The sequence below is a fragment of the Streptomyces sp. YS415 genome (assembly GCF_023544665.1).
In the GTDB taxonomy this organism is placed as follows: Bacteria; Actinomycetota; Actinomycetes; order Streptomycetales; family Streptomycetaceae; genus Streptomyces.
This window is the reverse complement of the sequence record NZ_JAMJFL010000005.1, coordinates 234,621-260,021: the sequence shown is the minus strand read 5'-3', so window position 1 is coordinate 260,021 and position 25,401 is coordinate 234,621. Positions and strand designations below refer to the sequence as shown.

The following is a 25,401-nucleotide window of genomic DNA, read 5'->3' as shown; positions in this document are numbered from 1 at the left end:
CACCGCAGCCGCCGTCCGGCCTCAGACACCCGACCGGAAACGCGTGGTCCGATGAACGGGATCCGTATCGATCTTCGGAATCACGTGCTCCCCGATGAGCCGGATCGTCCGAAGCGTCTCCTCCTTCGGCACCCCAACCGGCAGCCCGAAGCTCAGCTGATCCGCCCCCGCCTGCTCCCACCGCTTGCACTGCCGCAGCACCTCGTCCGGGTCCCCGCAGATCAGCAGCTCCTCCTCGATGAGCACCTCGACGAACTCCTCGGTGTACTCGGGCAGCGTCTCCGGCCACACCGGAAACCCCTCGGGCCGGGGAAACGTGTCGTGGTACCGGAAGACGAGCGACGGCAGATAGTGCAGCCCCCCGCTCACGGCGACCCGCACCGCCTCCTCGTGCGTGGGCGCACAGATCGCCGTCGTCGTCACCATCACGTTGTCGTTGACGAAGTCCCCGATCGGCTCCGCGTCCACGATGGCCGTCTTGTACTGCTCCAGCACCCACTCCATGTCGGAGACCTTCTGCACGCTGAACCCCAGCACCCCGAGCCCCTTCCTCGCGGCCATGGAGTACGACGGAGGCGATCCGGCGGCGTACCACATCGCGGGGTGGGACTTGCCGTACGGCTTCGGCAGGATCTTCCGCGGCGGCAGCGACCAGTGCTTGCCCTGGAAGCCGGCGTACTCGTCCTGGAGCCACATCTTGGGGAACTCGGCGATGGTCTCCTCCCAGATCTCCTTGGTGTCGTTCATGTCCGTGATGCCGGGCAGGAAGCCAAGGATCTCGTGCGACCCGGCACCCCGTCCGCTGCCGAACTCGAAGCGGTTGCCGGAGAGGTGGTCGAGCATGGCCACCTTCTCGGCGACCTTGACCGGGTGGTTGACCTGGGCGAGCGGGTTGAAGATCCCGGAGCCGAGGTGGATCCGCTCGGTGGCGTGGGCCAGGTACCCGAGGAAGACGTCGTTCGCCGACAGATGCGAGTACTCGTCCAGGAAGTGGTGCTCGGACGCCCAGGCGTACTTGAAGCCCGCCCGGTCCGCCGCGATCACGTACTCGGTCTCCTCCATCAGCGCCTTGTGCTCGGCGAGCGGATCGGTCTCTGCGCGCTTGCCCACGTATCCCTGTACAAAGAGCCCGAATTCCAAGGCGGTTCACCGTCCCCGGTCTGGAGTTCCTGATCTGCCCCTACTTTTCTGACGGACCGTCAGATTGCTGACTCTGGCACCGCACGCATGAGGCGTCAATAGCTGACGAACCGTCAGCCGACCGCCACCCCGGCCAGCCATCCGCCGTCGATCACGAACGGCTGCCCGGTGATGTACGAGGAGTCCTCCGAGGTCAGGAAGAGGGCGAGCCGGGCCACCTCCTCGGGTCGCCCGATCCGGCCGAGCGGCACGAGCTTGCGGTACAGCCCGTCCAGGGCCCGGGTCACCCCCTCGGCGTCCGCCGACGGGTCCAGCTGGGCCGGGTTCGACATCGCGGTGTCGATCGCGCCGGGGCAGATGGCGTTGACGCGGATGCCGCGGGCGGCGAGCTCCAGCGCGGCGACCCGGGTGAGCCCGAGGACGGCGTGCTTGGTGGCCGCGTACGCCCCGACGGCCGCCATCCCGGTCAGCCCGGTGCAGGAGGCGGTGGTGACGATCGTGCCGCCGTCCTCCATCTCGGGCGCGATCGTCTTGATGCCGAGGAAGCAGCCGACCTGGTTGACCCGGACGACCCGCATGAACTCGTCGAGGGGAGTGTCCACCAGGGAGTTGAAGCGCAGGATGCCGGCGTTGGCGACGAGCCCGTCGATCCGTCCGTACGCCTCCTTGGCGTGCCGCACGGCCGCCTGCCACTGCTCCTCCTCGCCCACGTCGAGACGGACGTACAGCGCCCCGATCTCCTCGGCGAGGGCCTTGCCCCGGTCGTCGAGGACGTCCGCCACGACGACCGACGCCCCCTCCTGCCGGAACAGCCGCGCCTCCTGCTCCCCCTGGCCGCGCGCCGCGCCGGTGACGATGACGACCCGTCCGTCCAGCTTGCCCATTGCCGACTCCTCACAGGTGGGGTCCCACGTCGGCGCCGAACGCCGCGATCTGGTCGATGAGTTCGCTGCGGCTCCGGCTGCGGAATCGCACCTGTATCTGGTCCACGCCCATCGCCCGGTACGCCCGCAGCGACTCGGCGAGCCGGTCCGGGCCGCCGGTGAGCGTGCGGCGGCCGACGTGCCAGGCGGGGGTGCCGACGTAGAGGGGCTCGGCGATGGCGCCGACGGTGAAGGGGGCCTCGATCCCCGCCTGTTCGCGCAGCTGCCGGATCCGGGCGATCTGCGGGGGCAGCCGGTCCCTGGGGTCCCCCTGCGGCAGCCAGCCGTCCCCCTTGAGCGCGGCCCGGCGCACCGCGGGGGGCGAGGAGCCGCCGACCCAGACGGGGACGTGCTCCTGGGCGGGCCTGGGGAGCTGGCCGAGCCCTTCGAAGTCGTAGAGCTTGCCGTGGTGCTCGGGGAACTCCTCCGGTCCGAGCGCGGCCCGCAGCGCGTCGATGGTCTCGTCGAGCACGGCACCCCGGCGGCGGAAGTCCGCCCCCAGCGCGGTGAACTCCTCCTCCACGTGTCCGGCGCCCACCCCGAGGATCAGTCGGCCCCCGGAGAGGTGGTCGACGGTGGCGTACTGCTTGGCGGTGATCAGGGGGTGGCGCAGGCCGACCACGGCGACGTGGCTGAGCAGCAGCACCCGCTCGGTGACGGCGGCGAGATGGGCCAGGGTGGCGACGGGGTCGTACCAGACCGTGCTCATCGCGGGCGCGAGGCGGCGCGGAATGGCGACGTGGTCGCAGCAGGCGAGGTAGCCGAAGCCGGCGCGCTCCGCCGCGCGGGCGACGGCGAGCAGGTCCCCGGGCCCGGCACCGGCCTCCCAGGGCTCGGCGTACAGGGTGCTCTGGGACTGGACCGGGAGCTGGATGCCGTACCTCACGGCGACCAGAGCCCGTCGGGGGTGAGCCCGAGCAGCTCGATCGCGTTGCGCCGGACGATCCGCTCGACGACGTCCGCGTCCAGGTGCCCCATCTGCGCCTCGCCGACCTCGCGGGACTTCGGCCATGTCGAGTCGGAGTGCGGGTAGTCGGTCTCGTAGAGCACGTTGCCGACGCCGATGGAGTCGAGGTTGCGCAGCCCGAAGGCGTCGTCGAAGAAGCAGCCGTACACATGCTCGGCGAACAGTTCGGACGGCGGCCGGTGCACCTTGTCGGCGACCCCGCCCCAGCCCCGGTTCTCCTCCCACACCACGTCCGCGCGTTCCAGGATGTAGGGGATCCACCCGATCTGGCCCTCGGCGTACATGACCCTGAGGTTCGGGAAGCGCTCGAACTTGCCGCTCATCAGCCAGTCGACCATGGAGAAGCAGCAGTTGGCGAAGGTGATGGTGGAGCCGACCGCGGGCGGCGCGTCCGCGGAGGTGGACGGCATCCGGCTGCTGGAGCCGATGTGCATGGCGACGACCGTGCCGGTCTCGTCACAGGCGGCGAGGAAGGGGTCCCAGTCGTCGGTGTGGACGGAGGGGAGCCCGAGATGCGGGGGTATCTCGGAGAAGGCCACGGCACGGACCCCGCGGGCGGCGTTGCGGCGCACCTCCGCCGCCGCCAGTCCGGCGTCCCACAGCGGGACGAGGGTGAGCGGCAGGAGCCGCCCCCGCGCCTGTGGGCCGCACCACTCCTCCACCATCCAGTCGTTGTAGGCGCGGATGCAGAGCATCCCGAGCTCGTGGTCGGCGGCCTCCGTGAAGGTCTGGCCGCAGAAGCGCGGGAAGGTGGGGAAGCACAGGGCCGACTGGACGTGGTTGACGTCCATGTCGGCGAGGCGGGCGGGGACGTCGTACGACCCCGGCCGCATCTGCTCGTAGGTGATGATCTCCAGCTTGATCTCGTCGCGGTCGTACCCCACGGCGGTGTCCAGCCGGGTCAGGGGCCGCCGCAGGTCCTCGTAGACCCACCAGTCCCCGATCGGGCCGTCGTCCCCCGGTTCGCCCATGACGGGCTTGAAGCGGCCCCCGAGGAAGGTCATCTCCTTCAGGGGCGCACGGACGACGCGGGGCCCGATGTCGAGGTACTTCTTCGGGAGCCGGTCCTGCCACACCTGCGCGGGCTCCACCGTGTGGTCGTCGACGGAGATGATCAGGGGAAAGGTCGGTTTGGTCTCCATGGGCCTCACGGTAGCGCCGATCTGACGGCCCGTCAGCTCCCGTGCGGGCGGTCGGCTCCGAGCGGAACCGTGCGACGAGGTTGTGTGGGCCTTGTGGTGTACCGCGCGTCCGGCTGTGAGTGGTGTCTCGCACGGCTGACGCATCCGCCATGAACAAGGCAAACTGGCCTGGTTGTCAGGACGTTCTCCAGGGGGACGGCGATGGACGGTGTACCGCGGGTGCCGGAGCAGCGGCGCAGCGGCTCGCAGGGGCCGGTGGGGCTGCGCTTCGGCGTGCTCGGGCCGGTGCGTGCCTGGCGCGGGGAGGAGCTGCTCAGCACCGGCTCGCCCCAGCAGCGCGCCCTGCTCGCGGCCCTGCTGCTGCGCGAGGGCCGCACGGCCACGGCGGCGGAGCTGATCGACGCCCTGTGGGGCGAGGAACCGCCGTCCCAGGCACTGGCGGCGCTGCGCACGTACGCCTCCAGGCTGCGCAAGGTGCTGGACCCCGGTGTCCTGGTGAGCGAGTCCGGCGGCTACGCGGTCCGGGGCCTCGGGGACGGCGCGCTCGACCTGTCGCTGGCCCAGGAGTGGGCGACGGAGGCGGAGAAGGCGCGCGGCGCCGGGGACCTGTGCCATGCCCGTGACGTACTGAACCGGGTGCTGGCGCTGTGGGACGGCGAGCCGCTGGCGGGCGTCCCCGGCCCCTACGCCGAGGCGCAGCGCGTCCGCCTGGAGGAATGGCGGCTCCAACTGCTGGAGTCCCGCCTGGACATGGACCTGGAACAGGGCTGCCACGCGGAGGCGGTCTCGGAACTGACGGCGCTCACCGCCGCCCACCCGCTGCGCGAGCGCCTGCGCGAGCTGCTGATGCTGGCGCTGTACCGCTCCGGACGCCAGGCGGAGGCGCTGGCGGTGTACGCGGACACCCGGCGCCTGCTGGCGGACGAGCTGGGCGTGGACCCGAGGCCGGGACTGCGGGAGCTGCAGCAGCGCATCCTCCAGGCGGACCCGGGCCTCGCGGAACCCTCCGCGCCCCTCGCGGAGCCGCCCGCGGTGCCGGTCCGCCCGGCCCAGCTCCCGGCCACGGTCCCGGACTTCACCGGCCGCTCGTCCTTCGTGTCCGAGCTGAGCGCGGTGCTGGCGTCGGCGGAGGGCCGGGTGATGGCGGTCTCGGCGCTGGCCGGGATCGGCGGGGTCGGCAAGACGACGCTGGCGGTGCACGTGGCCCATCAGGCCCGGGGCGCCTTCCCCGACGGTCAGCTGTACGTGGACCTCCAGGGCGCGGGCGCGCGGGCCGCGGACCCGGAGACGGTCCTCGGATCCTTCCTGCGGGCCCTCGGCACCGCGGACTCGGCGATCCCGGACTCCTTGGAGGAGCGGGCGGCCCTGTACCGCTCGGTCCTGGACGGCCGGCGGGTGCTCGTGCTGCTGGACAACGCGCGGGACGCGGCGCAGGTGCGGCCGCTGCTGCCCGGCACCTCCGGGTGCGCGGCACTGGTGACGTCCCGGGCCCGGATGGTGGACCTGGCCGGGGCGCACCTGGTCGACCTGGACGTGATGTCCCCCGACGAGGCGCTGTCGCTGTTCACGAAGATCGTGGGCGGGGAGCGGGTGGCGTCGGAGCGCGAGGCGGCGCTGGACGTGGTGGCGGCGTGCGGCTTCCTGCCGCTGGCGATCCGCATCGCGGCCTCCCGGCTGGCGGCCCGGCGCACCTGGACGGTGTCGGTGCTGGCGGCGAAGCTGGCGGACGAGCGGCGCCGGCTGGACGAGCTCCAGGCGGGCGACCTGGCGGTGAAGGCGACCTTCGAGCTGGGCTACGGCCAGCTGGAGCCGGCCCAGGCCCGCGCGTTCCGGCTGCTCGGTCTGGCGGACGGCCCGGACATCTCCCTGGCGGCGGCCGCGGCGGTGCTGGACCTTCCGGTGGAGGAGACGGAGGACCTGCTGGAGTCCCTGGTCGACACGTCCCTGCTGGAATCGGCGGCCCCGGGCCGCTACCGCTACCACGACCTGGTCCGCCTCTACGCGCGTGCGTGCGCGGAACGCGACGAACAGCCACCTGGCGAGCGGGACGCCGCGCTCTCGCGGCTGCTGGACTTCTACCTGGCGACGGTCGGCGAGGTGTACCTGATCGAGCGGCCCGGCGACCGGCTGGTGGACCACCTGGAGCGCAGCCGGTACCCGGGGCTGACGTTCGCGACGCGGCGGGCCGCTCAGGACTGGCTGTACGCGGAGGCCGTATGCCTGCTGGCCTGCGTCCGCCAGGCCGCGCGGACGGGGGCGCTGCGCCGCGCCGTCGACGTCCTCTGGGCCGCCGTGGACCTGGCGGAGTCGGGCGCCAACTCCAAGGAGTACGAGGCGGTCGCCGCGCTGCTGCGGAACGCGGCCCGGGACGCCGGGGACCCGCACGCGGAGGGGCGTGCGCTGACCGGGCTGGCCTTCGTGCACCACATCTCCGGCAGCAGGTTCGACGTGGCGCTCCAGGAGGCGGAGGAAGCCGTCCGGCTGGCCGCCACCGCCGGTGATCCGCTCACCGGCTGCTGGGCGTCGAACATCAGCGGGGTGGTCGCGCTCTACCAGAACCGGCACGAGGAGGGCGAGGCGCACTTCACCCGCGCCATCGACGACTTCCGGGCCCTGGGCGACCGGCCCGGCGAGGCGAGCGCCCTGTGCAACCTGTCGCGGATCCACCTGGCCACCGGCCGCACGGCGAGCGCGGTGGCGCTGGCCCGGCAGGGCGCGGCCATGTACGACGACATGGGGCACGCCCTGAAGGGTGCCAACGGCCGGTACGCGCTCGGTCTCGCGCTGACCCAGAGCGGGCAGCTGAACGACGCGGCGGGCTGCCTGCACCAGGCCCTTCAGGTGTTCCGGGACAGCCGGCAGCGGCTGTGGGAGGGCATGACCCTGTTCCGCCTCGCCGAAGTGGACATCGCCGCCCGGCGGCCCGCTCGGGCCGCGGCCAACGCCGAGGTCGCGCTGACGGTGCTGCGCGGCATCGGCGGGGAGTGGCGGCGGGGGAACGTGCTCACCGTGCTCGGCCGCGCCCTGAACGGCATCGGCCAGCTGGACCGGGCCCGGGTGTGCTGGCGCGAGGCGCTCGACATCTTCGAGGCGCTGGGCGCCCCGGAGGCGGACGGGGTCAGGGCTCTGCTGCCGGCTCCCACGGCCGCGGCCTGAGCCCGGTTGCAGGGCCGGGAAGGGACGTTCATCGTTCGTTTATCCCCGCCCGGCACTCTCAGTGGTGTCGGGCCGTCGCGTCGGGGGGCAGGCGGAACGACCGGGGCCGAAACCCCTTAGGGTGAACCGGCCCTGCAAGATCCGCCCGGCAGTCCACGGGGGAGTTGCCGGGCGGATCTTGTACTTCCGGACCATGTTCTTTCTTGCAGGGGAGCAAGCGAAATGACCGAAGAGACGAGCACCGAGAACGTCCACGCGACCGACGAGCCGACCGGCGACGCCACGACGGACAACGTCCACGCCACCAGCGAGCCGATCGTCACCAAGAACGTGCACGCCACGAGCGAGCCGCTCAAGCTCAAGGCCGAGGCCACGGGCGACGCGTCCACGGAGAACGTCCACGCCACGGACAACCCGGCCTGACGGCCCGCACCACCACACGTTCACCCGCAGGGGGATCGGCCGCGGCGGCGCGGAGGGGGAGCCGTCGCGGCCGAGGTGTGTCCGGGGCCGGGACGGCGGCTAGGACGTGCGGGTGGTGGCCGAGCCGAAGCCCAGCCAGGTGTGGCGGTTGCCCCACCAGCACCAGCCGACCTTGGGGGCGTTGCGGCGCTCCTTGCCGTCCCGGCCCGTGCCGTTGCTGATCCAGATCGCCGGGGTGCGGGCGTCCAGCGTGCCGTTGGGCTTGCGGAGCCGGGAGCCGATGGTCATGAAGCAGCGGTTGCGCTCCAGGACGGCCGGCTGCTGGAGGATCCAGTGGATGCCCTCGGTGAGCACCAGCGGGGTACGGGTGCGCTCGGTGAGCGCGGGCAGTGCCTCCTCCGGGCTCCAGTTCGCCATGTCGTCGCCGCGGTCGACGCCGTGGACCAGGTAGAGCGGGGCGTCCGGGAGTTCGACGGCGCACGGGGCGAACTCGTCGACGTCCGGCATGTCCGTGACGACGAACCCGGGCTTGCCGTCGCGGCGCAGGAGCGGGGCGAGGGCCGAGGCGGGGGCCCGGCGGGGGTGGACGGCCAGCAGGGCGCCCTCCGCCGCGGCGGCACCCGGGGCGCCCTCGGCCTTCTCGGCATAGGCCCGCATCTCGTCGGCGGTGATTCCCGCGACCGTGTGCACGCCGAGTTCGATCAGGCGCTCCGCCTGTGTCACGAGCCCCGGCAGGACGGCAGGGCTGTCGGTGGAAGAGGGCAAGGTACTCCTCGGGGAGGAAGGGATCATGTCGGCTCGGGTCAAACGACGGACGGCGGACGTTTGTTCCCGCGCACTCGGTCCCTTCGTTCACCACCTGATCACCCTTCACCTCCCGCCGTTCGCAAGCAATTTGGTCCCGCCCGGTGTGAACGCGCATAGAACGTGAGCATCCTCATGACATGAACCTGCCTCCCGACAGTCGGGTGGCAGCCTCATGGAGGTGTGGGATGCACCGCAGACTCGGTACCGCACTGGCAACCTCGTCCCTGGCGTTCGTCACCGCCGTCGCCACCGCGACCGCGGCCGACGCCGCTCCCGCCGACAAGCCGCAGGTCCTGTCCAGTTGGACCCAGACCAGCGCAAGCAGCTACAACGCGTGGGCCTCCGCCCGGGCCAACCAGGGCGCCTGGGCGGCCTACGGCTTCGACTGGTCCACCGACTACTGCTCCACCTCGCCGGACAACCCCTTCGGCTTCCCGTTCCAGATGTCCTGCGCCCGCCACGACTTCGGCTACCGCAACTACAAGGCCGCCGGCACCTTCAGCGCCAACAAGTCCCGCCTGGACAGCGCCTTCTACGAGGACCTCAAGCGCGTGTGCAACAACTACGGCGGCGCCACGAAGACCGCCTGCAACAGCACCGCCTGGACCTACTACCAGGCCGTTCGCGCCTTCGGCTGAGCCGGGCCGCACGCACGCACCAGGGACGCCGGATCACGTCTCCGGCGTCCCCCGCAGCGCCCTCTTGACGACCTTCCCGCTCGCGTTCCGCGGCAGCTCCGCCACGAACTCCACCGACCTCGGCACCTTGTAGTTCGCCATCTCCCGGCGCGACCACGCCATCAGGTCGTCCGCCGTCAGCACGGAACCGGGCCGCCGGACCACGTACGCCCGCCCCACCTCCCCCAGCCGCGCGTCGGGCACCCCGACCACCGCCACGTCCGCCACGTCCGGGTGCAGGCCGAGGAGTTGCTCGATCTCCGCCGGATAGGCGTTGAAGCCGCCGACGATGTACATGTCCTTGATGCGGTCGGTCACCCGCAGGTTGCCCGCCGCGTCCAGGACGCCCACGTCCCCCGTGCGCAGCCAGCCGTCCGGCGTGAGCGCCTCCGCCGTGGCCGCCGTGTCCTGCCAGTACCCCCGCATCACGTTGAATCCGCGGACCAGGATCTCGCCGGGCTCCCCGGGCGGGGCCTCCACCCGCACCTCCGTCCCCGGGATCGCCCGGCCCGACGTCGAGGCGATCACCGCCGGGTCGTCCCCCCGGCGGCACATCGTCACGATCCCGCTCGCCTCCGACAGGCCGTAGGCGGTCAGCACCGTGGCCACGCCCAGCTCGGAGCGGAGCCGTTCCACCAGCCGCAGCGGGACCACCGCCGCCCCCGTCACCACCAGCCTCAGCGCCGAGAGGTCGAAGGCCCCGCGGGAGGGGTGGTCCAGCAGGGACTGCAGCAGCGTCGGCGGGCCCGGCAGCACCGAGACCCCCTCCGCCGCCACGTTCGCCAGCACCGTGTCCACGGTGAACACCGGCTGCGGGATCATCGTCGCCCCGCGCATCAGGCTGGCGATCACCCCGGCCTTCCAGCCGAAGGTGTGGAAGAAGGGGTTCACGATCAGATAGCGGTCGCCCGGGCGCAGCCCCGCCAGGTCGCTCCAGATCCCGTACGCCCGCAGGGTCTGGCCGTGTGTGATCACCGCCCCCTTCGGGCTGCCCGTCGTACCGGAGGTGTAGACGATGTCCGACGGCGACGAAGGGCCCACGTCGGCCGGGTCGCCCGCCAGCCCCTCCCCGGCCGCCAGGAAGTCCTTCCAGGTCGTGAAGAAGTCCGGCGCGTCGTCCGCGAGCACCACCACCCGCTCCAGCGCGGGCAGCGACGCCGGCCCTGCCCGCCGCAGCGAGGCGACGTAGGAGGTCCCCAGGAAGGTCCCCGTCACGAACAGCAGCCGCGCCCCGCTGCGCCGCAGCACGTCCGCCGCCTCGGTCCCCTTGAACCGGGTGTTCAGCGGCACAAGGACCGCCCCCGCCGACACCGCGCCCAGCGCCGCCACGATCCAGTCCAGGGAGTTCGGCGCCCAGATCGCCACCCGGTCCCCCGGCCGGATGCCGTGCGCGAGGCACGCCGCCGTGGACCGCGAGACCCGCTCGCCCAGGTCGGCGTAGGAGATCCGGGTACGGCCCTCCACCACCGCCTCGGCGTCGGCGTACCGCTCGGCCGCGTACCGGACGAGCCCCGGAATGCTGCCCCACTCCATGTCACCGCGCACAACGGCCTCCCCACCACTAGCTGACTACCCGTCAGATTAGCTATAACCTGACGACCTGTCAGCGACGCCGAACGGGAGGGGCAGCATGGCCGGGATCAAGGACGCCACCGCCATCGTGGGCATCGGGCAGACCGCCTTCGCCAAGCAACTCCCCGAGGACGAGCGCACCCTCGCCTGCCGGGCCGTCCTGGCCGCGCTCGACGACGCCGGGATCGCGCCGGGCGAGGTCGACGCGCTCGCCTCCTACACCATGGAGGAGACGGACGAGGTGGAGCTGGCCAAGGCGGTCGGCCTCGGTGACCTCACCTTCTTCAGCAAGGTCGGCTACGGCGGCGGCGGTTCGTGCGCCACCGTCGCCCACCTCGCCGCCGCCATCGCGGCCGGCCAGGCCACGGTCGGCGTCGCCTGGCGCTCACGCAAGCGGGGCAGCGGGCCGAGGCCCTGGACCGACACCCGAGTCCAACTCCCCACCCCCGCGCAGTGGACCCGGCCCTTCGGGCTGCTGCGCCCGGTCGACGAGATAGCCATGCTGGCGCGCCGCCACATGCACGAGTACGGCACCACCCGCGACCACCTGTTCAACGTCGCCCTGGCCTGCCGCAACCGCGCCAACCAGAACCCGGCCGCGATCATGTACGACCGCCCGCTCACCCGCGAGATGTACATGACCTCCCGCTGGATCAGCGAACCCCTCTGCCTCTACGACAACTGCCTGGAGACGGACGGCGCGCTGGCCTGTGTCGTGGTCAGCAGCGAGCGGGCCCGGGACTGCGCCCGGCGGCCCGTCTACGTCCACTCCGCCGCCCAGGGCCTGCCCGCCCAGCACCACGGCATGGTCAACTACTGGAACGACGACCCCCTCACCGGCCCCGCCTGGACCGCCGCCCGGCACCTGTGGAAGCACGCCGACCTCACCCCGCAGGACATCGACGTCGCCCAGATCTACGACGCCTTCACCCCGCTCGTCCCGCTTTCCCTGGAGGGCTACGGCTTCTGCGGACGCGGGGAGGGCGGGGCGTACACCGAGGGCGGCGCCCTGGAGATCGGCGGACGGCTGCCCCTGAACACCGGGGGCGGCGGCCTCTCCGAGGCGTACGTCCACGGCTTCAACCTCATCACCGAGGGCGTCAAGCAGCTCCGCGGCACCAGCACCGCCCAGGTACCCGGCGCCGCCGCCTGCCTCGTCACCGCCGGCGAGGGCGTGCCCACCTCCGCGCTGCTCCTGAGGAGTTGATCCAGGATGCTCTCCCCCGTCACCGACGCCGACGGCGCCCCCTTCTGGCGGTACGCCGCCCGCGGTGAACTCCGCGTGCAGACCTGCGCCGACTGCGGCGAGCCGCGCTTCCCGCCCCGGCCGTGCTGCCCGCACTGCCGGTCCTTCGGGAGCGAATGGCGGCCCGTGAAGGGACACGGCCGCATCTGGTCCTACGTCGTCCCGCACCCGCCCCTGCTGCCGGAGTACGCGGCGCGGGCGCCGTACAACGTCGTGCTCGTCGAACTCGTCGACGCGCCCCGGATCCGCCTCGTCGGCAACCTCGTCGGCCGCGCCGGTGAGCCGCTCGGCTCCCTGCCGCCGGAGCGGGTGCGCATCGGGGCCCGGGTGCAGGTCGTCTTCGCTCCCGGCGGGCTTCCGCAGTGGGTCCTGGAGCGGCCGTGAACCTGCGCGTCCGCGCCGACCCGGACAGCGGCGTCGCCGTCGTCACCCTGAACCGGCCCGAGCGGCTCAACGCCATCGACCTGGCCACGGCACGGGAACTCGCCGACACCTGGCGGGCGTTCCGGTTCGACGACTCCGTGCGCGCGCTGGTGCTCACCGGCGCCGGGGAGCGGGCCTTCTGCACCGGGATCGACCGGGATGCCGTGGTGCCGCAGCCGAACTCGCCGTACTCGCAGGACGATCCGCTGCTGAGGATCGGGCCCAAGTCCAACGACCTGTGGAAGCCGGTCGTCGCGGCGGTGCGGGGGATGGCCTGCGGCGGGGCCTTCTACCTGCTGGGCGAGTGCGACTTCGTGGTCGCCGACCCCACGGCCGCCTTCTTCGACCCGCACACGACCTACGGCATGGTCAGCGCCTACGAGTCGGCGCTGATGGCGCAGCGGATGCCCGCGGGCGAGGTCGCGCGGATGATGCTCATGGGCACCGCCGAGCGGATCTCCGCCCGGCGGGCCCACGAGGTGGGTCTGGTCTCCGAAGTCACGGAGGAGGGCGGACACTTGGCTGCCGCACTGCAGTGCGCCGGTGTCATCGCCGGCCACCCCACCGAGGCCGTCCAGGGCACCGTCCGTGCCCTGTGGGCGGCCCAGGAGGCGGCCCGCGCCCCGGCCTTCGCCCAGGCCCCGCAGCTCATCGCGCTCGGGAACGCGCCCGCCGAGCGGCAGGCGGAGCTGTTCGCGGGGCGACGGACCGGGAGCCCTCGGGTGAGGTGAGGGCCGTCAACCGGTCGTGCCGGGCATCAGGTCGGCCTCGCAGTGGTCGACCCGGGCCGCCACGGCCGCGTCGGGGAGGTCGACCTGCACCGACACCGTCTCGTTAGCGGGGACGACCTGCTCCACGGTCCGCAGATCGACCACGGCGGACCGGTCGTCCAGGAAGTGGACGACAACGGTGACCCGGTCGCTGACGCCGTTCGGGTTGCTGACCTCGACGACCGCGTACGGGTCCGCCTCGGTCGCGCAGCTCACCAGCTCCACCGTGCTGTCCTGGACCACCTCGGCGGAACCGGAGCCGCCCGAGCCGGAGCCGTCGTGGTCGTCGTCCTGGCGCGAGGACGAACCGTCGTGGTCCTGGCCGGAGCTGCTGCACCCGCCGCCCGAGTCACCGTCCCCGCCGCTGCCGCCGGTGCCGCGGCCCGACGAGAAGCCGGACAGCGCCAGCACCACCATGGTCGTCACCGCTGCGAACTTGAGTTTGCGCCCCCGAAGATCCATGACGGCGAGCCTACTGACCACCTGTCACGATCATGTCACCGCGTGGCGACCGGGTCGTCCCCGGCGTAGCGTCGGGGTGGAGAGCGGCCTCCCGGCCGCTCCCGGCAGCGGCGGCCGCCGTCCGGACCCCTTTCCGTGCCCCGGCACGACGGCCGTCCCCCGCCTCACGCCGTGCGCGCGGTGCCCGTGCCCTTCTCCGCGTCCAGCGCGTACACGCACCGGTCCTTGCTGCACGCGTACACCACCCCGTCCCGCACCAGCGGCGACCCGGTGATCTCGCCGCCGGTCGCCAGCTTCCAGCGCAGGCGGCCGTCGTCGGCCTTGAGGGTGTAGAGCAGATGGTCGGTGGAGCCGAAGTGGATGCGGCCCTCCGCCACCGACGGCGCCCCCACGATCTCCCCGCCCGCCTGGAACCGCCACTTCGGCGTGCCGGTGACCGCGTCCAGCGTGTACAGCCCCTTGCCGCTGCCCACGTGCACATGGCCCGCGGCCACCAGTACCGGCTCGATGGAGGATCTGGCCTCCGTGGCGATCCGCCAGCGGTCGCGGCCGTCGGTCGCGTCCAGGGCGTACACCGTGCCGAGGTAGTCGGCGAGGTACACGCCCCCGCCGGTCACCGCCGGGCCCGGCACGAAGGCCGGCGGGCAGAGGAAGACCGCCGGGGCCTCGAAGTGCCAGCGGACCTGCCCCGAGGTGACGTCGAGCGCGAGGACCCGGGTGCCGGCGGAGACGTAGACATAGCCGTCCACCGCCTGCGAGACCCGGACCGGGACACCGCCGCAGGACGCCGCGTCGCCGATGGGGTACGACCAGCGCTCGTCGCCCGTGCGGGCGTCCAGGGCGCGCAGCCGGGCGTCCTGCCAGACGTAGACCGTGCCCTCGTGGAGCGCGGGGCCCGCCTCGGGGGTCTCGAAGTCGGTCTGGGCGCCGGTCAGCTCCCACAGCTTCTGCCCGGTGGACGCCTCCCAGCCCTGCACCCCGCCACCGCGGGTGCCGGTGACGACGGTGCCGCGTTCGGCCTTGAGGGAGTAGACCCAGGCGTCCGTCGGCAGCCGCCACAAGTCGCCGCCCTCGCGGCAGTCCAGGGCGAAGAGGGTGGGTCCGTCGGAGGCGTGGATACGGCCGTCCGCGACCGCCATCGACCAGGCGACGTCCCTCGTCTTGAAGCGGCGGCGTCCGGTGCCGACGTCCAGCGCGTGCACCTCGAAGGAGGTGACGTAGACCAGGTCGCCGGAGACCGCGGGCGTGCCCCACACGTCGTTGGACATGCGGAACCGCCAGGGGCGCCAGCCGCTCGCCGCCTCCGGGGCCGCGGCCGGTGCCGGGGGCACGGCGGGGCCCACGGCGGCATCGGTACCGTTGACTCCCGGGCGCGGCTTGGACCAGGAGGCGACCAGCCCGGCCTCCGGCGGCGGCGCCTTCACGGCGGCGGCACGGGCGTCGGCGACGCGCGGTCCCGGTCCGATCGGGACCTGGGCGCCCGCCAGGCGCACCGGGCCGGTGTCGGGGGCGCCGACCGGGACGGGGGGCGCGTGCGGGGGCGGCGGCGGTACCGCGCGGCCGGCGCTGCGGCCCGAACCGGGGCCCGTCCTGGCCGGCGGGCGGCCGTTGCGGCGCGCCTCGATCAGGCTCACCGCCCGCTCGGGCAGCCACGCCGACGCCGTACCGCTGTCGTCCGAGCCGGAGCCGAACAGGTGCGGTGCGAGCTGGGCCTGGAGGTCGGCGGGGTTGGGGCGGGCGGTCGCCTCCATCTGCATGCAGGACTCGATGAGCGGGCGCAGTTCGTCCGGGAGGCCTTCGAGGTCCGGGCCCTCCCGGAGCAGCATGAAGACCGTCTCCACCGGGTTGGCGCCGTGGAAGGGCGGGTGGCCCGTGGCCGCGAACACCAGCATCGAGCCCAGCGAGAAGACATCGCTCGCGCCCGTGACGCTGCGGGAGTCCTTCGCCTGCTCGGGGGACATGTAGGCGGGGGTGCCGACGGCGACGTTCGTCATCGTCAAACGGGTGTTCGAGACGCCGGAGGCGATACCGAAGTCGATCACCCGGGGGCCGTCCTCGACGACGAGGACGTTGGAGGGCTTGAGGTCGCGGTGGACCAGGCCGGCGCCGTGGATCGACTGCAGCGCCTCCGCCACGCCCGCCGCCAGCCAGCGCACCGCCTGGGCCGGCAGGGGCCCGCACTCGTTCACTATCTCTTCGAGGGAGGGCGCGGGGACGTACGCGGTGGCCAGCCACGGCACGGCGGCGCGCGGGTCGGCGTCGACCACGGCCGCGGTGTAGAAGCCGGAGACGGCCCGGGCCGCCTCGACCTCGCGCGTGAAGCGGACGCGGAAGAGCTGGTCCTCGGCGAGCTCCGTGCGGACCGTCTTGATCGCGACCCGTCGCCCGGACGCCGAGCGCGCGAGATAGACCAGCCCCATGCCGCCGGCCCCCAGCCGTCCCAGCACCTCGAACGGCCCGATACGCCGCGGATCGTGCTGTGTCAGCTGATCCACCACTTGCCTGCCACCTCCCCGTACGGGCCGCGTCACCCACGTATGTACGCGACCCCGTGCAGCGTCTCACCACCGAACCGCCATGGCGGCACGCACCCCGATTCTTCCTGTCCGCGGGCATGGTTGCGAACCCGGGGCCAGATCGGGGTGTCTCCGGACAAAAGCCTCAGTTCGAGCGCTGGAGCAGCGCGAACGACGCCCCCTGATTGTCGGTGACGACGGCCACCGTGCCGTACGACGTCTCAAAGGGTGGAGCCTGGACACGTCCGCCCAGTCCCTGCACGGCTTCGACGGCCTCCGCGCAGTCCTCGACGGCGAAGTGGACGAGGAAGTGGGGCGGCATCTCGGCGGGAAAGACGTCGGAGACGGGGGCACGGCCGAAGTCGGGCCGGGCGCCGGGGCCGAACAGGGCCTCGTGGAAGAGGTCGCCGTAGAAGTCGTTGGCGGTCTCGGTGTCCCGGGCGTACAGCTCGGCCCAGGCGAAGGTGCCCGGTTCGTGGCGGCGCCCGAAGCCGGGGTGGCTGCCCGCCTGCCAGAGGCCGAAGACGGCGCCCTCGGGGTCGGTGACCAGGGCGGTCACCCCGTCCCCGGCGCCGGCCTCGACCGGGGCGGTGACGATCTGGCCGCCCGCCTCCCGGATCCGCCGGACCAGCGCCCCGGCGTCGGGGGTGGCGAAATGGACCGTCCAGACGGTCGGCATCCGTCCGTCCGTCTTGGGGACGAGCGCGGCGACCGGCTCGCCGTCCTTGAGCGCGTACCCCCGCTCGTCGAAGCTCCATCCGAAGAGCTCACCGTAGAACCGCTTGCCCGCCTCGACGTCGGGGAGCTGGGCGTCCACCCAGCAGGGGACGCCCTCGACATACCCGGATGCCCTGTTTTCGGCCATGTCGCCAAAGTAACGGCCCCTTGTGCACGCCGCAGACCAGGCACACCAGGCTCCGGGCAGCCGGGCACCCCATTTGCAGTCGGCCGAATCGCGCTCCGATCACCCCTCGGTAAGCTGACGGCATGACAGGACAAGTGCGTACCGTCGACGGCCGCGTGGCCGGCCGGCGTGGGCAGGCGACCCGGCAGAAGCTGCTCGACTGCCTCAGCGAGATGCTCAGCTCCTCTCCCTACCGGGACGTCAAAGTCATCGATGTCGCCCGGAAGGCGGGCACTTCGCCCGCCACCTTCTACCAGTACTTCCCGGACGTCGAGGGCGCCGTCCTGGAGGTCGCCGAGCAAATGGCCGCGGAGGGCGCCGGGTTGACCGAGCTCCTCGCGGGGCGGTCGTGGGTCGGCAAGTCCGGCTGGCAGACCGCGCAGGAACTCGTCGACGGCTTCCTGGAGTTCTGGCGGAAGAACGACGCCATCCTGCGCGTGGTGGACCTCGGCGCCGCCGAGGGCGACAAGCGCTTCTACAAGATCCGGATGAAGATCCTCAACTCGGTGAACAACTCCCTCGCGGACGCGGTCGCGGAGTTGCAGACCAAGGGCAAGGTCGACAAGGACGTCAACCCGGCCGCGGTCGCGGGTTCGCTCGTCGCGATGCTCGCGGCGGTGGCCTCGCACCAGAAGGGCTTCCAGTCCTGGGGCGTCAAGCAGGCCGAACTCAAGCCCAATCTGGCCCTGTTGGTGCATCTGGGCGTGACCGGCAAGAAGCCGTCCAAGTAGCGGCGCCGGAACCCTCTTTTTCGGTCTCTCCAGGCCCCACGTCCTGTCAGGCAGGCGGCAGTTCATCCCGGTGGGCACCGGGTGGACCGCCGCCTGCCGTGTTTGTGTGCGGGCAGCGGCTCTCAGGCTCTTACGCGGGCAGCGGCCGGTCCCGGACGACATGCTTCATCACCAGCGTCGAGGTCAGCCGCTGCACCCCGGGCAGGGTGGCGAGCCGCTCGTCGTACAGCCGCTGGAAGGCGGCGAGGTCGGCGGTGGCCACCCGGAGCAAATAGTCCGGCTCCCCGAACAGCCGCTGGGCGTCCAGTACGTGCTCGATCTCGCCGATGGCCCGCTCGAACCCGGCGACCGTGTCCCGGTCCTCCTGCCGCATGGAGACGAAGACCAGCGCCTCGAAGGTCAGCCCCACGGCCGTCGGCTCCACGACGGCCCGGTAGCCGCTGATCGCCCCCGACCGCTCCAGCTCGCGCAGCCGCCGGTGGCAGGGCGAGACGCTCAGCCGCACCCGTCCGGCCAGCTCGGTCACGGTCAGCCGTCCGTCCTGCTGGAGCTCGGCAAGAATTTTCCGGTCTACGTCGTCCATGGGGCAGATCTTCCCTCACGCCATGGGATGTCGAGCAAACTTCGACAACACTTTCGGGCCATTCCCGCCTAATCTGCCCGGCATGGACTCCGGAACCCTCCTCTCCTTCCTCGCGCTCGACCTGCTGCTGGTCTGTGTGCCGGGCGCCGACTGGGCGTACGCGATCTCGGCGGGACTGCGCGGCGGCTCGGTGGGCCGGGCCGTGGGAGGACTGGTGAGCGGGTACGCCCTGCACACCGTGCTGGCGGCCGCCGGTCTCGCCGTCCTGGTCGCGGGCTCACCCGCGCTGCTGACCGGGCTGACGGTGGCCGGGTCGGCGTATCTGGTGTGGCTGGGCTGGAGCGTGCTGCGCCGACCGGGGGTGCCCGGGGCGGCGGCCGGCACCGAGGGCCGGGTGTTCCTGCGCGGGGCCATGATCAGCGGGCTGAACCCGAAGGGGCTGCTGCTGTACCTGTCGGTGCTGCCGCAGTTCCTCGTCACCGACGGCGGCCGGCTGCCGGTCCCGGCGCAGACCGCCGCGCTCGGACTGCTCCACATGGCGTGCTGCGCCGCCGTCTACCTCGCGGTCGGCCTCGGTGCCCGCGCGCTCCTCGGCGCCCGCCCGGCGGCGGCCCGGGCGGTCACCCGGACCTCCGGGGCGGCGATGCTCGGCATCGGGGCGTTCCTGCTGGTCCAGCACACGCTATGAGTCCCGCGGTACGAGCCTGAAGAGCCGGATCTCCCGCTCCACCCGCGCCTGGTACGTGGCGTAGGGCGGCCAGAAGGCGAGCGCCGACCGCCATACGGCCGCCCGCTCCTCGCCCTGGAGCAGCCGCGCGGTCACGGGGATGTCGGCGCCCTTCCAGTTGATCTCGGCGTCGGGACGGGCCAGGAGGTTGGCGGTCCAGGCGGGATGGCCGGGCCGGCCGAAGTTGGAGCCGACGAGGATCCAGGTCCCCTTCTCCGGCTCCGGCATGCAGGCGAGGGGCGTGCGGCGGGGCAGTCCGCTGCGGGCGCCGGTGGAGGTCAGGATCACCCCGGGCAGCAGCCGGGCGCTGAGCAGCACCCGGCCCCGGGTGAGCCGGTGCACGGCACGGTCCAGCGCCGGGACCACATGCGGGGCGACCTTGGCGAAGCCGCGCGTCGAGGACACCTTCTGCACCAGCCGGACGCCGATCACATCCGCACCTCCCGCGCCCCGAAGAGCCGCGCCGCCCCGGCCGCGTGCGCCCGCAGCCGGTGCACCGGCCCGAACAGCAGCTCGTCGCCCGCGGCCCGCTTGAAGTACAGGTGAACCTCGTGCTCCCAGGTGAAACCGATCCCCCCGTGCAACTGAACCGCCTCCCCCGCGGCACTCCGCAGAGCCTCCAGTGCCTGGGCCAGGGCGAGCCCGCCGACGCGTTCCTCGTGCGCGGTGGCCCAGGCCGCGTAGTAGGCCGCTGACCTGCCCGCCTGGACCTGGACGTACACATCGGCCAGGCGGTGCTTGACGGCCTGGAAGGAGCCGATCGGGCGGCCGAACTGCTCCCGCTGCTTCACATGGTCGACGGTCAGCTCCAGCACCCGGTCGGCGGCACCGACGGCCTCGCAGGCGAGGACGGCGGCGACGGTGTCTCCGAGGCGGGCGAGTTCAGCGAGGACGTCGGCGCCTTCCTCCCCCAGCAGCCGGCCCGGTGTGTCCCGGAGTTGGAGCCGGGCCAACGGACGCGTGGAGTCCAGGGCGGTCTGCCGGGTCCGGACGAGTCCGTCGGCGTCCCCGCGGACCAGGAAGAGGTCGGTGCGGGAGCGGGCGAAGCCGCCGGTGTGGGCGGCGACGAGGAGGATTCCGGCGCTGTGGCCGTCGAGGACGTGCGGGATCTCTCCGTACAGGCGCCAGCCGTCGCTGCACGCGGCGGCCGATGCGCGCCGGGCCTGCACGCCTCCCGCGCGTCCGCCGCCCGCCCAGTCGCCGTCGTTGCCGCCGGTGAGGGCGAGGCAGGCGGTGGGGGCGGCGAGGGCGGTGGTGAGGGAGCCGTCGGCGATGCGGGGCAGCAGCTCGGCGCGCCGGCCGTCGGTGCCGAGGGCGAGGATCAGCGGGGCGGTGAGGACGGCGGTGGCGAGGAAGGGGGACGGGGTGAGCAGACGCCCCAGTTCCTCCGCTGCCAGGGCGAGTTCGGTCGCCGAGCAGCCGGCTCCGCCGTAGGTCTCGGGGAGGGCGAGGCCCGGCAGGCCGAGTTGTCCGGAGAGGGCGGTCCACAGGGCGGGGTCGTGACCCGCCGGGGTGTCGACCGCGGCGCGCAGTTCCTCCGAGCCGCACCGCTTGTGGAGCAGTTCGCGGAGCGTGCGGCGGATCTCGACCTGTTCGGCGGTGAAACCGGCGTCCATCGCTGCCCCTTCCCTCCGGATCTGACGGTCCGTCATATTATGAGGGCCGGATCGAGATGCCCAGAGGGAGAGCCCTGTCATGACTGCCGGAAACCGGAAAGTCGCCGTGGTCGGGGTCGCCCTCTCCGACTGCGGCCGGGTGGACGACGCCACCCCCTACACCCTGCACGCCCAGGCGGCCCGCCGGGCGCTCGCGGACGCCGGTCTCGACCGCGCCCTGGTCGACGGCCTCGCGTCCGCCGGAACCGGCACCCTCGCCCCGGTCGAGGTGGCCGAGTACCTGGGCCTGCGCCCAACCTGGGTCGACTCCACCTCGGTGGGCGGCTCGACCTGGGAGGTCATGGCGGCACACGCGGCGGACGCGATCGCCGCGGGGCACGCGAACGCGGTCCTGCTGGTCTACGGCTCCACGGCCCGCGCGGACATCCGGGCCGGCCGCAGGACCGGCAACCTGTCCTTCGGCGCCCGGGGCCCGCTCCAGTTCGAGGTGCCGTACGGCCACACCCTCGTCGCCAAGTACGCCATGGCCGCCCGCCGCCACATGATCGAATTCGGTACGACCGTCGAGCAGTTGGCCGAGGTGGCGGTGCAGGCGCGGCAGCACGCGGCGCTGAACCCGCAGGCGATGTACCGGGACCCGATCACGGTCGACGACGTCCTGTCGGGACCGATGATCGCGGACCCCTTCACCAAGCTGCACTGCTGCCTGCGGTCCGACGGCGGGGCGGCGGTGCTGCTGGCGGCGGAGGAGTACGTACCCGACTGCCGCACGGCCCCGGTGTGGGTGCTGGGCAGCGGCGAGTGCGTCTCCCACGCCACGATGTCCGAGTGGCAGGACTTCACGGTGTCACCGGCGGCGGTGAGCGGACGGCTGGCGTTCCGGCGGGCGGGGGTGCGGCCCGGCGAGATCGACGTGGCGCAGATCTACGACGCGTTCACCTACATGACGCTCGTGACCCTGGAGGATCTGGGGTTCTGCGAGAAGGGCGAGGGCGGGGCGTTCGTGCAGGCGCGGGAGCTGCCGGTGAACACGGACGGGGGCGGGCTGTCCGCCCAGCATCCCGGGATGCGAGGGCTGTTCCTGCTGGTGGAGGCGGTGCGGCAGCTCCGCGGAGAGTGCGAGGCGCGGCAAGTGCGCACATCCCACGGCGGGTTGCCGCGCCTCGCTGTGGCGTCCGGTACGGGCGGGTGGTTCTGCTCGTCGGGGACGGTGGTGCTGGGGCGCGGCTAGAAGAACGCGCGCGGATCGGCGTGCAGGCGCTCGCCGAGACGGACGGTGATGAACTCGTTGTCGTCCGCCTTGCCTGCCGTACGGCCGGAGGAGAAGGGGAAGTTGTTGTCGTTCAGGACGGCGAGGGTGCGGTCGTCGAGCAGGACGACGTCCTCGATCGTCTGGAACGGGAAGGTGAAGGTCGTGCCGAAGCCGCCGAGCTTCCTCGGGTTCGCGAGGTCCATCAGGTCGGCGACGAGGGTCTTGTCCATGGCGCCGTCGCCGTTGCGGTCCCGCGTGTCGGCGAGGTAGATCCGCTTGAACCGGGCCGTCTCGCCCTGGCCGCCGTCCCGCTCGATGACGAGGAAGCGGTGCTTGTCGACGGCTATGGCGTCACCGATCGCATGGGCCGGGGACTCCAGCCGGTACGTCCAGCGCTTGCCGGTGTACTTCCCGGCCTTCCGGTCGAACTGGTTGAAGCGCAGGTCACCGGGGGTGTCGCCGGCGACCGTGCCCTCCAGCAGGGGGTACAGGTACCGGCCGTCGACGGAACGGGCCATGCCCTCGAAGCCCTTGCTGCCGCCGAGGGTGGGCGTGCCGCCGTTCAGGTACGGGTTCTCCGGTGCCTTGACGCCCTCCAGGGGGATCGGCGCCTCCAGCAGCTTGCCGGTGCGCGAGAAGTGCAGCAGGAAGGGGCCGAACTCGTCCCCGATCCAGTACGTGCCGTCGTACGCCTTCACGATCGACTCGACGTCGAAGTCGGCGCCGGTGAGGGTGCGGTCGGCGCGGGTCAGCGCGAACGGCACCTTGTGGTCGGGGTCGGTCAGGTGGAAACCGCCGAGCACCTCGACCGCGCCGGTGCGGGTGTCCGGCTCGACGCGGTGGACCCGGAGCAGGAAGTCGGCGCTGTTGGCCTTTCCGCCGTAGCCGTTGTCCGACAGCACGTCATAGGTGCCGTCGTGCCGGTTCACGATGCCGGAGAAGCCCTGGACGGGCTGGTCGGCGAAGGGCGCGGAGATGCCGTTGAACGGCCCCGCGCCGATCGCGGCACCGGACGGCTCGCTGCCCGGCACGAACGTCTCGGCCGGGAGCGAGGCCCAGCCGGTCAGCGTGGCCCGCCCGAAGTCGGTGTGCCGCTCGCCGGCGAGCGCGGAGGGCACGGCGAGGGCGGCCGTCAGGGCGACGGCGCTGAGCATGATCGCGGTTCTTCTCATGGCGGGCACGGTAGGGACGCTCGGTGACGTACGGGACAACGGCAGGCGACGCCGGCCGGTGGGGAACAGGTACCCGTCGGCCTTCGTTGTGCACCACAGCACAGGACGACTCGTCGATGCGCAGGAGGAGACCGAAGATGGCCCTGACCCGCGAAGAGCGCGAGCAGTTCCTCGCCGAACCCCATGTCGCCGCCCTGTCGGTGCACGCCGGAGAGGGACGCGGCCCGCTCACCGTGCCGATCTGGTACCAGGTCGAGGACGACGGCAAGGTGTGGATCATGACCGGCCTGGACTCCCGGAAGAACCAGCTGATCAGCGCGGCGGGCCGGTACTCGCTGATGGTGGACCGGCTGGAGCCGACGATCCGGTACGTGTCGGTGGAGGGCCCGGTCGTGGAGACGGTGCCCGCGACGATCGACGACCTGCGGGAGATCTCGGCCCGGTACCTGCCCGCGGAGAAGGTCGACGGGTACGTGGACTTCGCCTGGAAGAACCACGGCACGCAGGTGATCGTCCGGATGCGGCCCGAGCGTTGGGTCTCCTCGGACCTGGGATCCGTCTGACAATCGGTGCATGGAACTTCATGATCTGCTGAGGTCACTGCGGGTGTGGGACCCGGAGGTGACCGCATTGCCGCCCTTCGACCCGGAGTCGGCGCCGGCCGAGCCGCTGCCGCTGTTCGCGAGCTGGTTCGCGGACGCGGTCGCGGCGGGGCAGACCGAGCCGCACACCATGTCGCTGGCGACGTCGGACGAGGAGGGCAGGCCGGACGTACGGACCGTGATGCTGCACGGGGCGGACGCGTCCGGCTGGTCCTTCGCGACGCACGTCAGCAGCGCCAAGGGGCGGCAGCTCGCGGCACGGCCGTTCGCCGCGCTGGGCTTCTACTGGCCGGTGCTGGGGCGGCAGGTGCGGGTGCGGGGGCCGGTGACGGCGGCCGCGTCGACCGACAGCCAGGCGGATCTGCACGCCCGGTCGACGGGGGCGCTGGCGGCGGCCCTCACCGGCCGGCAGAGCGAAGTGCTGGGCTCCTTGCCCGAGTTGGCGCGCGTCTCGGCCGAGGCCTGGGCGCGGGCCCACCGGGAACCGGACGTCCCGGTCCCCACCTGGACCCTCTACCGCCTGCTCCCGGAGGAGGTGGAGTTCTTCCAGGGCGAGCAGCAGCGGCGGCACGTACGGCTGAACTACCGCCGCACCGACGGCGGTTGGGCCCGCGAACTGCTCTGGCCCTAGCCCCGGGGGCCTACGGGACCGCGCCGCCCGAGAAGTCGTGCACCTCGAAGTCGGCCACCGCGCGATAGCCGAGCCGCTGGTAGAGGACGTTGGTGGTCGTGTTGGACAGGTCGGTGAACAGGAGGACCTCCTCCGCCCCGGCGCGCACGGCGGCGCGGCTGGCCTCGACCGTCACGGCGCCGGCGTATCCGCGTCCGCGCAGGTGGGGCGGGGTGTAGACGGGGGCGATCCGGACCTGACCCGCGACCATCGGGGTCACCCCGCACATGGAGACGGGGGTGCCGTCGGCGTCCTCCCAGAGGGTGACGCCGCCGTAGGCGATGCGGTGGTCGGCCCACGCCTCGACCTCCGAGGCCGCGAGATCGCCGACGCTCTCGGTGAACTCGCCGTACCAGCGGATGAGCAGGTCCCGGTCCTTCTCGCCCGCCACGCGTGCCGCTCCCGGCGGGACCGGCTGCGGCATCATCAGCATGCCGAGCCGGTACAGCCGCTGGCGCTGGCGCAGGGCCGAGGTCGCGCCGGTGTGCCGCTGCCAGGAACGGATGAAGCCCGCGGTCGTCTCGCGGGTGCCGATGATGCCCGGTACCGAGTGGCCCATGGCGACCAGATGGGCGGCGAGGGCGTCGGTCTCGTCGGCGGTGAGGGGGGTGACGTTGAGCCGGTAGGGCGGGGTGCGGAAATAGGCTCCGCGCACCTGACCGTCCCGTTCCATCACCCCGAACACGGGCGGCTCGTCACCGCCGTACGCGCGCAGGCCGCGCGTGCGCAGTGACTCCGTCACCGTCAGGGCGACGGTGTGCAGGTCGGGGCGCGACCGCAGGAAGCCACCGGCGTGGCCCAGGAAGCGGTCGAGGTCTTCGGTGACGTACCAGTCGTCCGAGCGCATGTCTCATGATCCCGCCTCTGTGCGGGACTTGGCCATGCTTTGTCGGGGTGAACAACACGGCCGTCACATCGAC

At 72.5% G+C, this 25,401-nt stretch carries 25 protein-coding genes; 11 read left to right on the top strand and 14 right to left on the bottom strand.

The features are described from left to right. Positions 1-21: 21 nt before the first annotated feature. The 4 genes from M8H82_RS09175 to M8H82_RS09160 form a co-directional block, all read right to left on the bottom strand. Positions 22-1,140, bottom strand: a complete 1,119-nt coding sequence (locus tag M8H82_RS09175) for an LLM class flavin-dependent oxidoreductase (RefSeq protein ID WP_284048671.1) — start codon at positions 1,138-1,140, stop codon at positions 22-24. A 113-nt stretch (positions 1,141-1,253) separates the two neighbouring features. Further along, positions 1,254-2,024, bottom strand: coding sequence for an SDR family NAD(P)-dependent oxidoreductase (locus M8H82_RS09170; RefSeq protein WP_250071999.1), 771 nt, complete (start codon positions 2,022-2,024; stop codon positions 1,254-1,256). Positions 2,025-2,034: 10 nt separating this feature from the next. After that, a complete protein-coding gene (locus M8H82_RS09165; RefSeq protein ID WP_250071998.1) occupies positions 2,035-2,949 on the bottom strand; it encodes an LLM class F420-dependent oxidoreductase in 915 nt (304 codons plus the stop codon). Next, positions 2,946-4,172, bottom strand: a complete 1,227-nt coding sequence (locus M8H82_RS09160; protein WP_250071997.1) for an amidohydrolase family protein — start codon at positions 4,170-4,172, stop codon at positions 2,946-2,948. Before M8H82_RS09160 ends, M8H82_RS09165 begins: the two co-directional genes overlap by 4 nt. Positions 4,173-4,373: 201 nt before the next feature. Between M8H82_RS09160 and M8H82_RS09155 the strand changes: the two genes are divergently transcribed. Continuing rightward, complete coding sequence (locus M8H82_RS09155; protein ID WP_250071996.1) at positions 4,374-7,328, top strand: BTAD domain-containing putative transcriptional regulator; 2,955 nt, start codon at positions 4,374-4,376, stop codon at positions 7,326-7,328. 222 nt (positions 7,329-7,550) lie between these two features. After that, positions 7,551-7,751 carry a hypothetical protein gene (locus tag M8H82_RS09150; RefSeq protein WP_250071995.1) on the top strand — a complete coding sequence of 67 codons (201 nt, stop codon included), beginning with the start codon at positions 7,551-7,553 and terminating at the stop codon, positions 7,749-7,751. A gap of 99 nt (positions 7,752-7,850) precedes the next feature. On the opposite strand, the gene M8H82_RS09145 is transcribed toward M8H82_RS09150, so the two are convergent. Next, positions 7,851-8,516 (bottom strand): DUF5701 family protein, encoded by a 666-nt coding sequence (locus tag M8H82_RS09145; RefSeq protein ID WP_374211635.1) that lies wholly within the window; start codon positions 8,514-8,516, stop codon positions 7,851-7,853. A gap of 227 nt (positions 8,517-8,743) precedes the next feature. Here M8H82_RS09145 and M8H82_RS09140 point away from each other — a divergent pair, with 227 nt between their 5' ends. Beyond that, the gene (locus M8H82_RS09140) at positions 8,744-9,196 is read left to right on the top strand and encodes a phospholipase (protein WP_250071993.1); all 453 of its coding nucleotides are present in this window, start codon (positions 8,744-8,746) and stop codon (positions 9,194-9,196) included. A 33-nt stretch (positions 9,197-9,229) separates the two neighbouring features. Here the strand turns inward: M8H82_RS09140 and M8H82_RS09135 are convergent, their stop codons facing one another. Further along, the gene (locus tag M8H82_RS09135) at positions 9,230-10,780 is read right to left on the bottom strand and encodes a FadD3 family acyl-CoA ligase (protein ID WP_308293240.1); all 1,551 of its coding nucleotides are present in this window, start codon (positions 10,778-10,780) and stop codon (positions 9,230-9,232) included. An 85-nt stretch (positions 10,781-10,865) separates the two neighbouring features. Between M8H82_RS09135 and M8H82_RS09130 the strand changes: the two genes are divergently transcribed. Genes M8H82_RS09130 through M8H82_RS09120 form a run of 3 tightly spaced genes read left to right on the top strand, consistent with a single transcriptional unit; the run spans position 10,866 to position 13,207 of the window. Beyond that, entirely contained in the window at positions 10,866-12,014 is a 1,149-nt protein-coding gene (locus M8H82_RS09130; protein ID WP_250071992.1) for a lipid-transfer protein, read from the top strand. Between the two features lie 6 nt (positions 12,015-12,020). Beyond that, positions 12,021-12,437, top strand: a complete 417-nt coding sequence (locus M8H82_RS09125; protein ID WP_250071991.1) for a Zn-ribbon domain-containing OB-fold protein — start codon at positions 12,021-12,023, stop codon at positions 12,435-12,437. Next, positions 12,434-13,207, top strand: a complete 774-nt coding sequence (locus tag M8H82_RS09120; RefSeq protein ID WP_250071990.1) for an enoyl-CoA hydratase/isomerase family protein — start codon at positions 12,434-12,436, stop codon at positions 13,205-13,207. The genes M8H82_RS09125 and M8H82_RS09120 overlap by 4 nt, the downstream gene beginning before the upstream one ends. 6 nt (positions 13,208-13,213) lie before the next feature. Here M8H82_RS09120 and M8H82_RS09115 read toward each other — a convergent pair whose 3' ends face one another. The 3 genes from M8H82_RS09115 to M8H82_RS09105 form a co-directional block, all read right to left on the bottom strand. Beyond that, on the bottom strand, positions 13,214-13,708 hold the full coding sequence (locus tag M8H82_RS09115) for a hypothetical protein (RefSeq protein ID WP_250071989.1): 495 nt from the start codon (positions 13,706-13,708) through the stop codon (positions 13,214-13,216). Positions 13,709-13,872: 164 nt separating this feature from the next. Beyond that, the gene (locus tag M8H82_RS09110) at positions 13,873-16,206 is read right to left on the bottom strand and encodes a PQQ-binding-like beta-propeller repeat protein (protein WP_250071988.1); all 2,334 of its coding nucleotides are present in this window, start codon (positions 16,204-16,206) and stop codon (positions 13,873-13,875) included. A 163-nt stretch (positions 16,207-16,369) separates the two neighbouring features. After that, complete coding sequence (locus M8H82_RS09105) at positions 16,370-17,089, bottom strand: VOC family protein (RefSeq protein WP_250071987.1); 720 nt, start codon at positions 17,087-17,089, stop codon at positions 16,370-16,372. Positions 17,090-17,211: 122 nt separating this feature from the next. Here M8H82_RS09105 and M8H82_RS09100 point away from each other — a divergent pair, with 122 nt between their 5' ends. After that, entirely contained in the window at positions 17,212-17,859 is a 648-nt protein-coding gene (locus tag M8H82_RS09100; RefSeq protein ID WP_250071986.1) for a TetR family transcriptional regulator, read from the top strand. Positions 17,860-17,989: 130 nt separating this feature from the next. On the opposite strand, the gene M8H82_RS09095 is transcribed toward M8H82_RS09100, so the two are convergent. Beyond that, positions 17,990-18,442 carry an Lrp/AsnC family transcriptional regulator gene (locus M8H82_RS09095; protein ID WP_250071985.1) on the bottom strand — a complete coding sequence of 151 codons (453 nt, stop codon included), beginning with the start codon at positions 18,440-18,442 and terminating at the stop codon, positions 17,990-17,992. 82 nt (positions 18,443-18,524) lie between these two features. Between M8H82_RS09095 and M8H82_RS09090 the strand changes: the two genes are divergently transcribed. Then, a complete protein-coding gene (locus M8H82_RS09090; protein ID WP_250071984.1) occupies positions 18,525-19,130 on the top strand; it encodes a LysE family translocator in 606 nt (201 codons plus the stop codon). On the opposite strand, the gene M8H82_RS09085 is transcribed toward M8H82_RS09090, so the two are convergent. Both M8H82_RS09085 and M8H82_RS09080 read right to left on the bottom strand, forming a co-directional pair. Next, a complete protein-coding gene (locus tag M8H82_RS09085; protein ID WP_250071983.1) occupies positions 19,125-19,601 on the bottom strand; it encodes a nitroreductase family deazaflavin-dependent oxidoreductase in 477 nt (158 codons plus the stop codon). The two genes, M8H82_RS09090 and M8H82_RS09085, sit on opposite strands and share 6 nt — an antisense overlap. Next, entirely contained in the window at positions 19,598-20,785 is a 1,188-nt protein-coding gene (locus M8H82_RS09080) for an acyl-CoA dehydrogenase family protein (RefSeq protein ID WP_250071982.1), read from the bottom strand. The genes M8H82_RS09085 and M8H82_RS09080 overlap by 4 nt, the downstream gene beginning before the upstream one ends. A gap of 79 nt (positions 20,786-20,864) precedes the next feature. Here M8H82_RS09080 and M8H82_RS09075 point away from each other — a divergent pair, with 79 nt between their 5' ends. Further along, a complete protein-coding gene (locus M8H82_RS09075; protein ID WP_250071981.1) occupies positions 20,865-22,016 on the top strand; it encodes an acetyl-CoA acetyltransferase in 1,152 nt (383 codons plus the stop codon). Here M8H82_RS09075 and M8H82_RS09070 read toward each other — a convergent pair. Further along, positions 22,013-23,209 (bottom strand): esterase-like activity of phytase family protein, encoded by a 1,197-nt coding sequence (locus tag M8H82_RS09070; RefSeq protein WP_250071980.1) that lies wholly within the window; start codon positions 23,207-23,209, stop codon positions 22,013-22,015. The genes M8H82_RS09075 and M8H82_RS09070 overlap by 4 nt on opposite strands. Positions 23,210-23,346: 137 nt before the next feature. Between M8H82_RS09070 and M8H82_RS09065 the strand changes: the two genes are divergently transcribed. Together M8H82_RS09065 and M8H82_RS09060 are read left to right on the top strand one after the other, a co-directional pair. Then, a complete protein-coding gene (locus M8H82_RS09065) occupies positions 23,347-23,772 on the top strand; it encodes a pyridoxamine 5'-phosphate oxidase family protein (protein ID WP_250071979.1) in 426 nt (141 codons plus the stop codon). A 10-nt stretch (positions 23,773-23,782) separates the two neighbouring features. After that, positions 23,783-24,442 carry a pyridoxal 5'-phosphate synthase gene (locus tag M8H82_RS09060; RefSeq protein ID WP_250071978.1) on the top strand — a complete coding sequence of 220 codons (660 nt, stop codon included), beginning with the start codon at positions 23,783-23,785 and terminating at the stop codon, positions 24,440-24,442. A gap of 10 nt (positions 24,443-24,452) precedes the next feature. On the opposite strand, the gene M8H82_RS09055 is transcribed toward M8H82_RS09060, so the two are convergent. Continuing rightward, positions 24,453-25,328 (bottom strand): GNAT family N-acetyltransferase, encoded by an 876-nt coding sequence (locus M8H82_RS09055; RefSeq protein ID WP_250071977.1) that lies wholly within the window; start codon positions 25,326-25,328, stop codon positions 24,453-24,455. Positions 25,329-25,401 lie beyond the last annotated feature (73 nt).

What these genes read in the sequence shown, in the direction of transcription:
- M8H82_RS09055 (WP_250071977.1), bottom strand. Translation starts at nt 25,328, where the DNA reads ATGCGCTCGGACGACTGGTACGTCACCGAAGACCTCGACCGCTTCCTG.
- M8H82_RS09065 (WP_250071979.1), top strand. Translation starts at nt 23,347, where the DNA reads ATGGCCCTGACCCGCGAAGAGCGCGAGCAGTTCCTCGCCGAACCCCAT.
- M8H82_RS09160 (WP_250071997.1), bottom strand. Translation starts at nt 4,172, where the DNA reads ATGGAGACCAAACCGACCTTTCCCCTGATCATCTCCGTCGACGACCAC.
- M8H82_RS09100 (WP_250071986.1), top strand. Translation starts at nt 17,212, where the DNA reads ATGACAGGACAAGTGCGTACCGTCGACGGCCGCGTGGCCGGCCGGCGT.
- M8H82_RS09150 (WP_250071995.1), top strand. Translation starts at nt 7,551, where the DNA reads ATGACCGAAGAGACGAGCACCGAGAACGTCCACGCGACCGACGAGCCG.
- M8H82_RS09140 (WP_250071993.1), top strand. Translation starts at nt 8,744, where the DNA reads ATGCACCGCAGACTCGGTACCGCACTGGCAACCTCGTCCCTGGCGTTC.
- M8H82_RS09115 (WP_250071989.1), bottom strand. Translation starts at nt 13,708, where the DNA reads ATGGATCTTCGGGGGCGCAAACTCAAGTTCGCAGCGGTGACGACCATG.
- M8H82_RS09125 (WP_250071991.1), top strand. Translation starts at nt 12,021, where the DNA reads ATGCTCTCCCCCGTCACCGACGCCGACGGCGCCCCCTTCTGGCGGTAC.
- M8H82_RS09070 (WP_250071980.1), bottom strand. Translation starts at nt 23,209, where the DNA reads ATGAGAAGAACCGCGATCATGCTCAGCGCCGTCGCCCTGACGGCCGCC.
- M8H82_RS09080 (WP_250071982.1), bottom strand. Translation starts at nt 20,785, where the DNA reads ATGGACGCCGGTTTCACCGCCGAACAGGTCGAGATCCGCCGCACGCTC.
- M8H82_RS09105 (WP_250071987.1), bottom strand. Translation starts at nt 17,089, where the DNA reads ATGGCCGAAAACAGGGCATCCGGGTATGTCGAGGGCGTCCCCTGCTGG.
- M8H82_RS09075 (WP_250071981.1), top strand. Translation starts at nt 20,865, where the DNA reads ATGACTGCCGGAAACCGGAAAGTCGCCGTGGTCGGGGTCGCCCTCTCC.
- M8H82_RS09060 (WP_250071978.1), top strand. Translation starts at nt 23,783, where the DNA reads ATGGAACTTCATGATCTGCTGAGGTCACTGCGGGTGTGGGACCCGGAG.
- M8H82_RS09130 (WP_250071992.1), top strand. Translation starts at nt 10,866, where the DNA reads ATGGCCGGGATCAAGGACGCCACCGCCATCGTGGGCATCGGGCAGACC.
- M8H82_RS09170 (WP_250071999.1), bottom strand. Translation starts at nt 2,024, where the DNA reads ATGGGCAAGCTGGACGGACGGGTCGTCATCGTCACCGGCGCGGCGCGC.
- M8H82_RS09090 (WP_250071984.1), top strand. Translation starts at nt 18,525, where the DNA reads ATGGACTCCGGAACCCTCCTCTCCTTCCTCGCGCTCGACCTGCTGCTG.
- M8H82_RS09155 (WP_250071996.1), top strand. Translation starts at nt 4,374, where the DNA reads ATGGACGGTGTACCGCGGGTGCCGGAGCAGCGGCGCAGCGGCTCGCAG.
- M8H82_RS09095 (WP_250071985.1), bottom strand. Translation starts at nt 18,442, where the DNA reads ATGGACGACGTAGACCGGAAAATTCTTGCCGAGCTCCAGCAGGACGGA.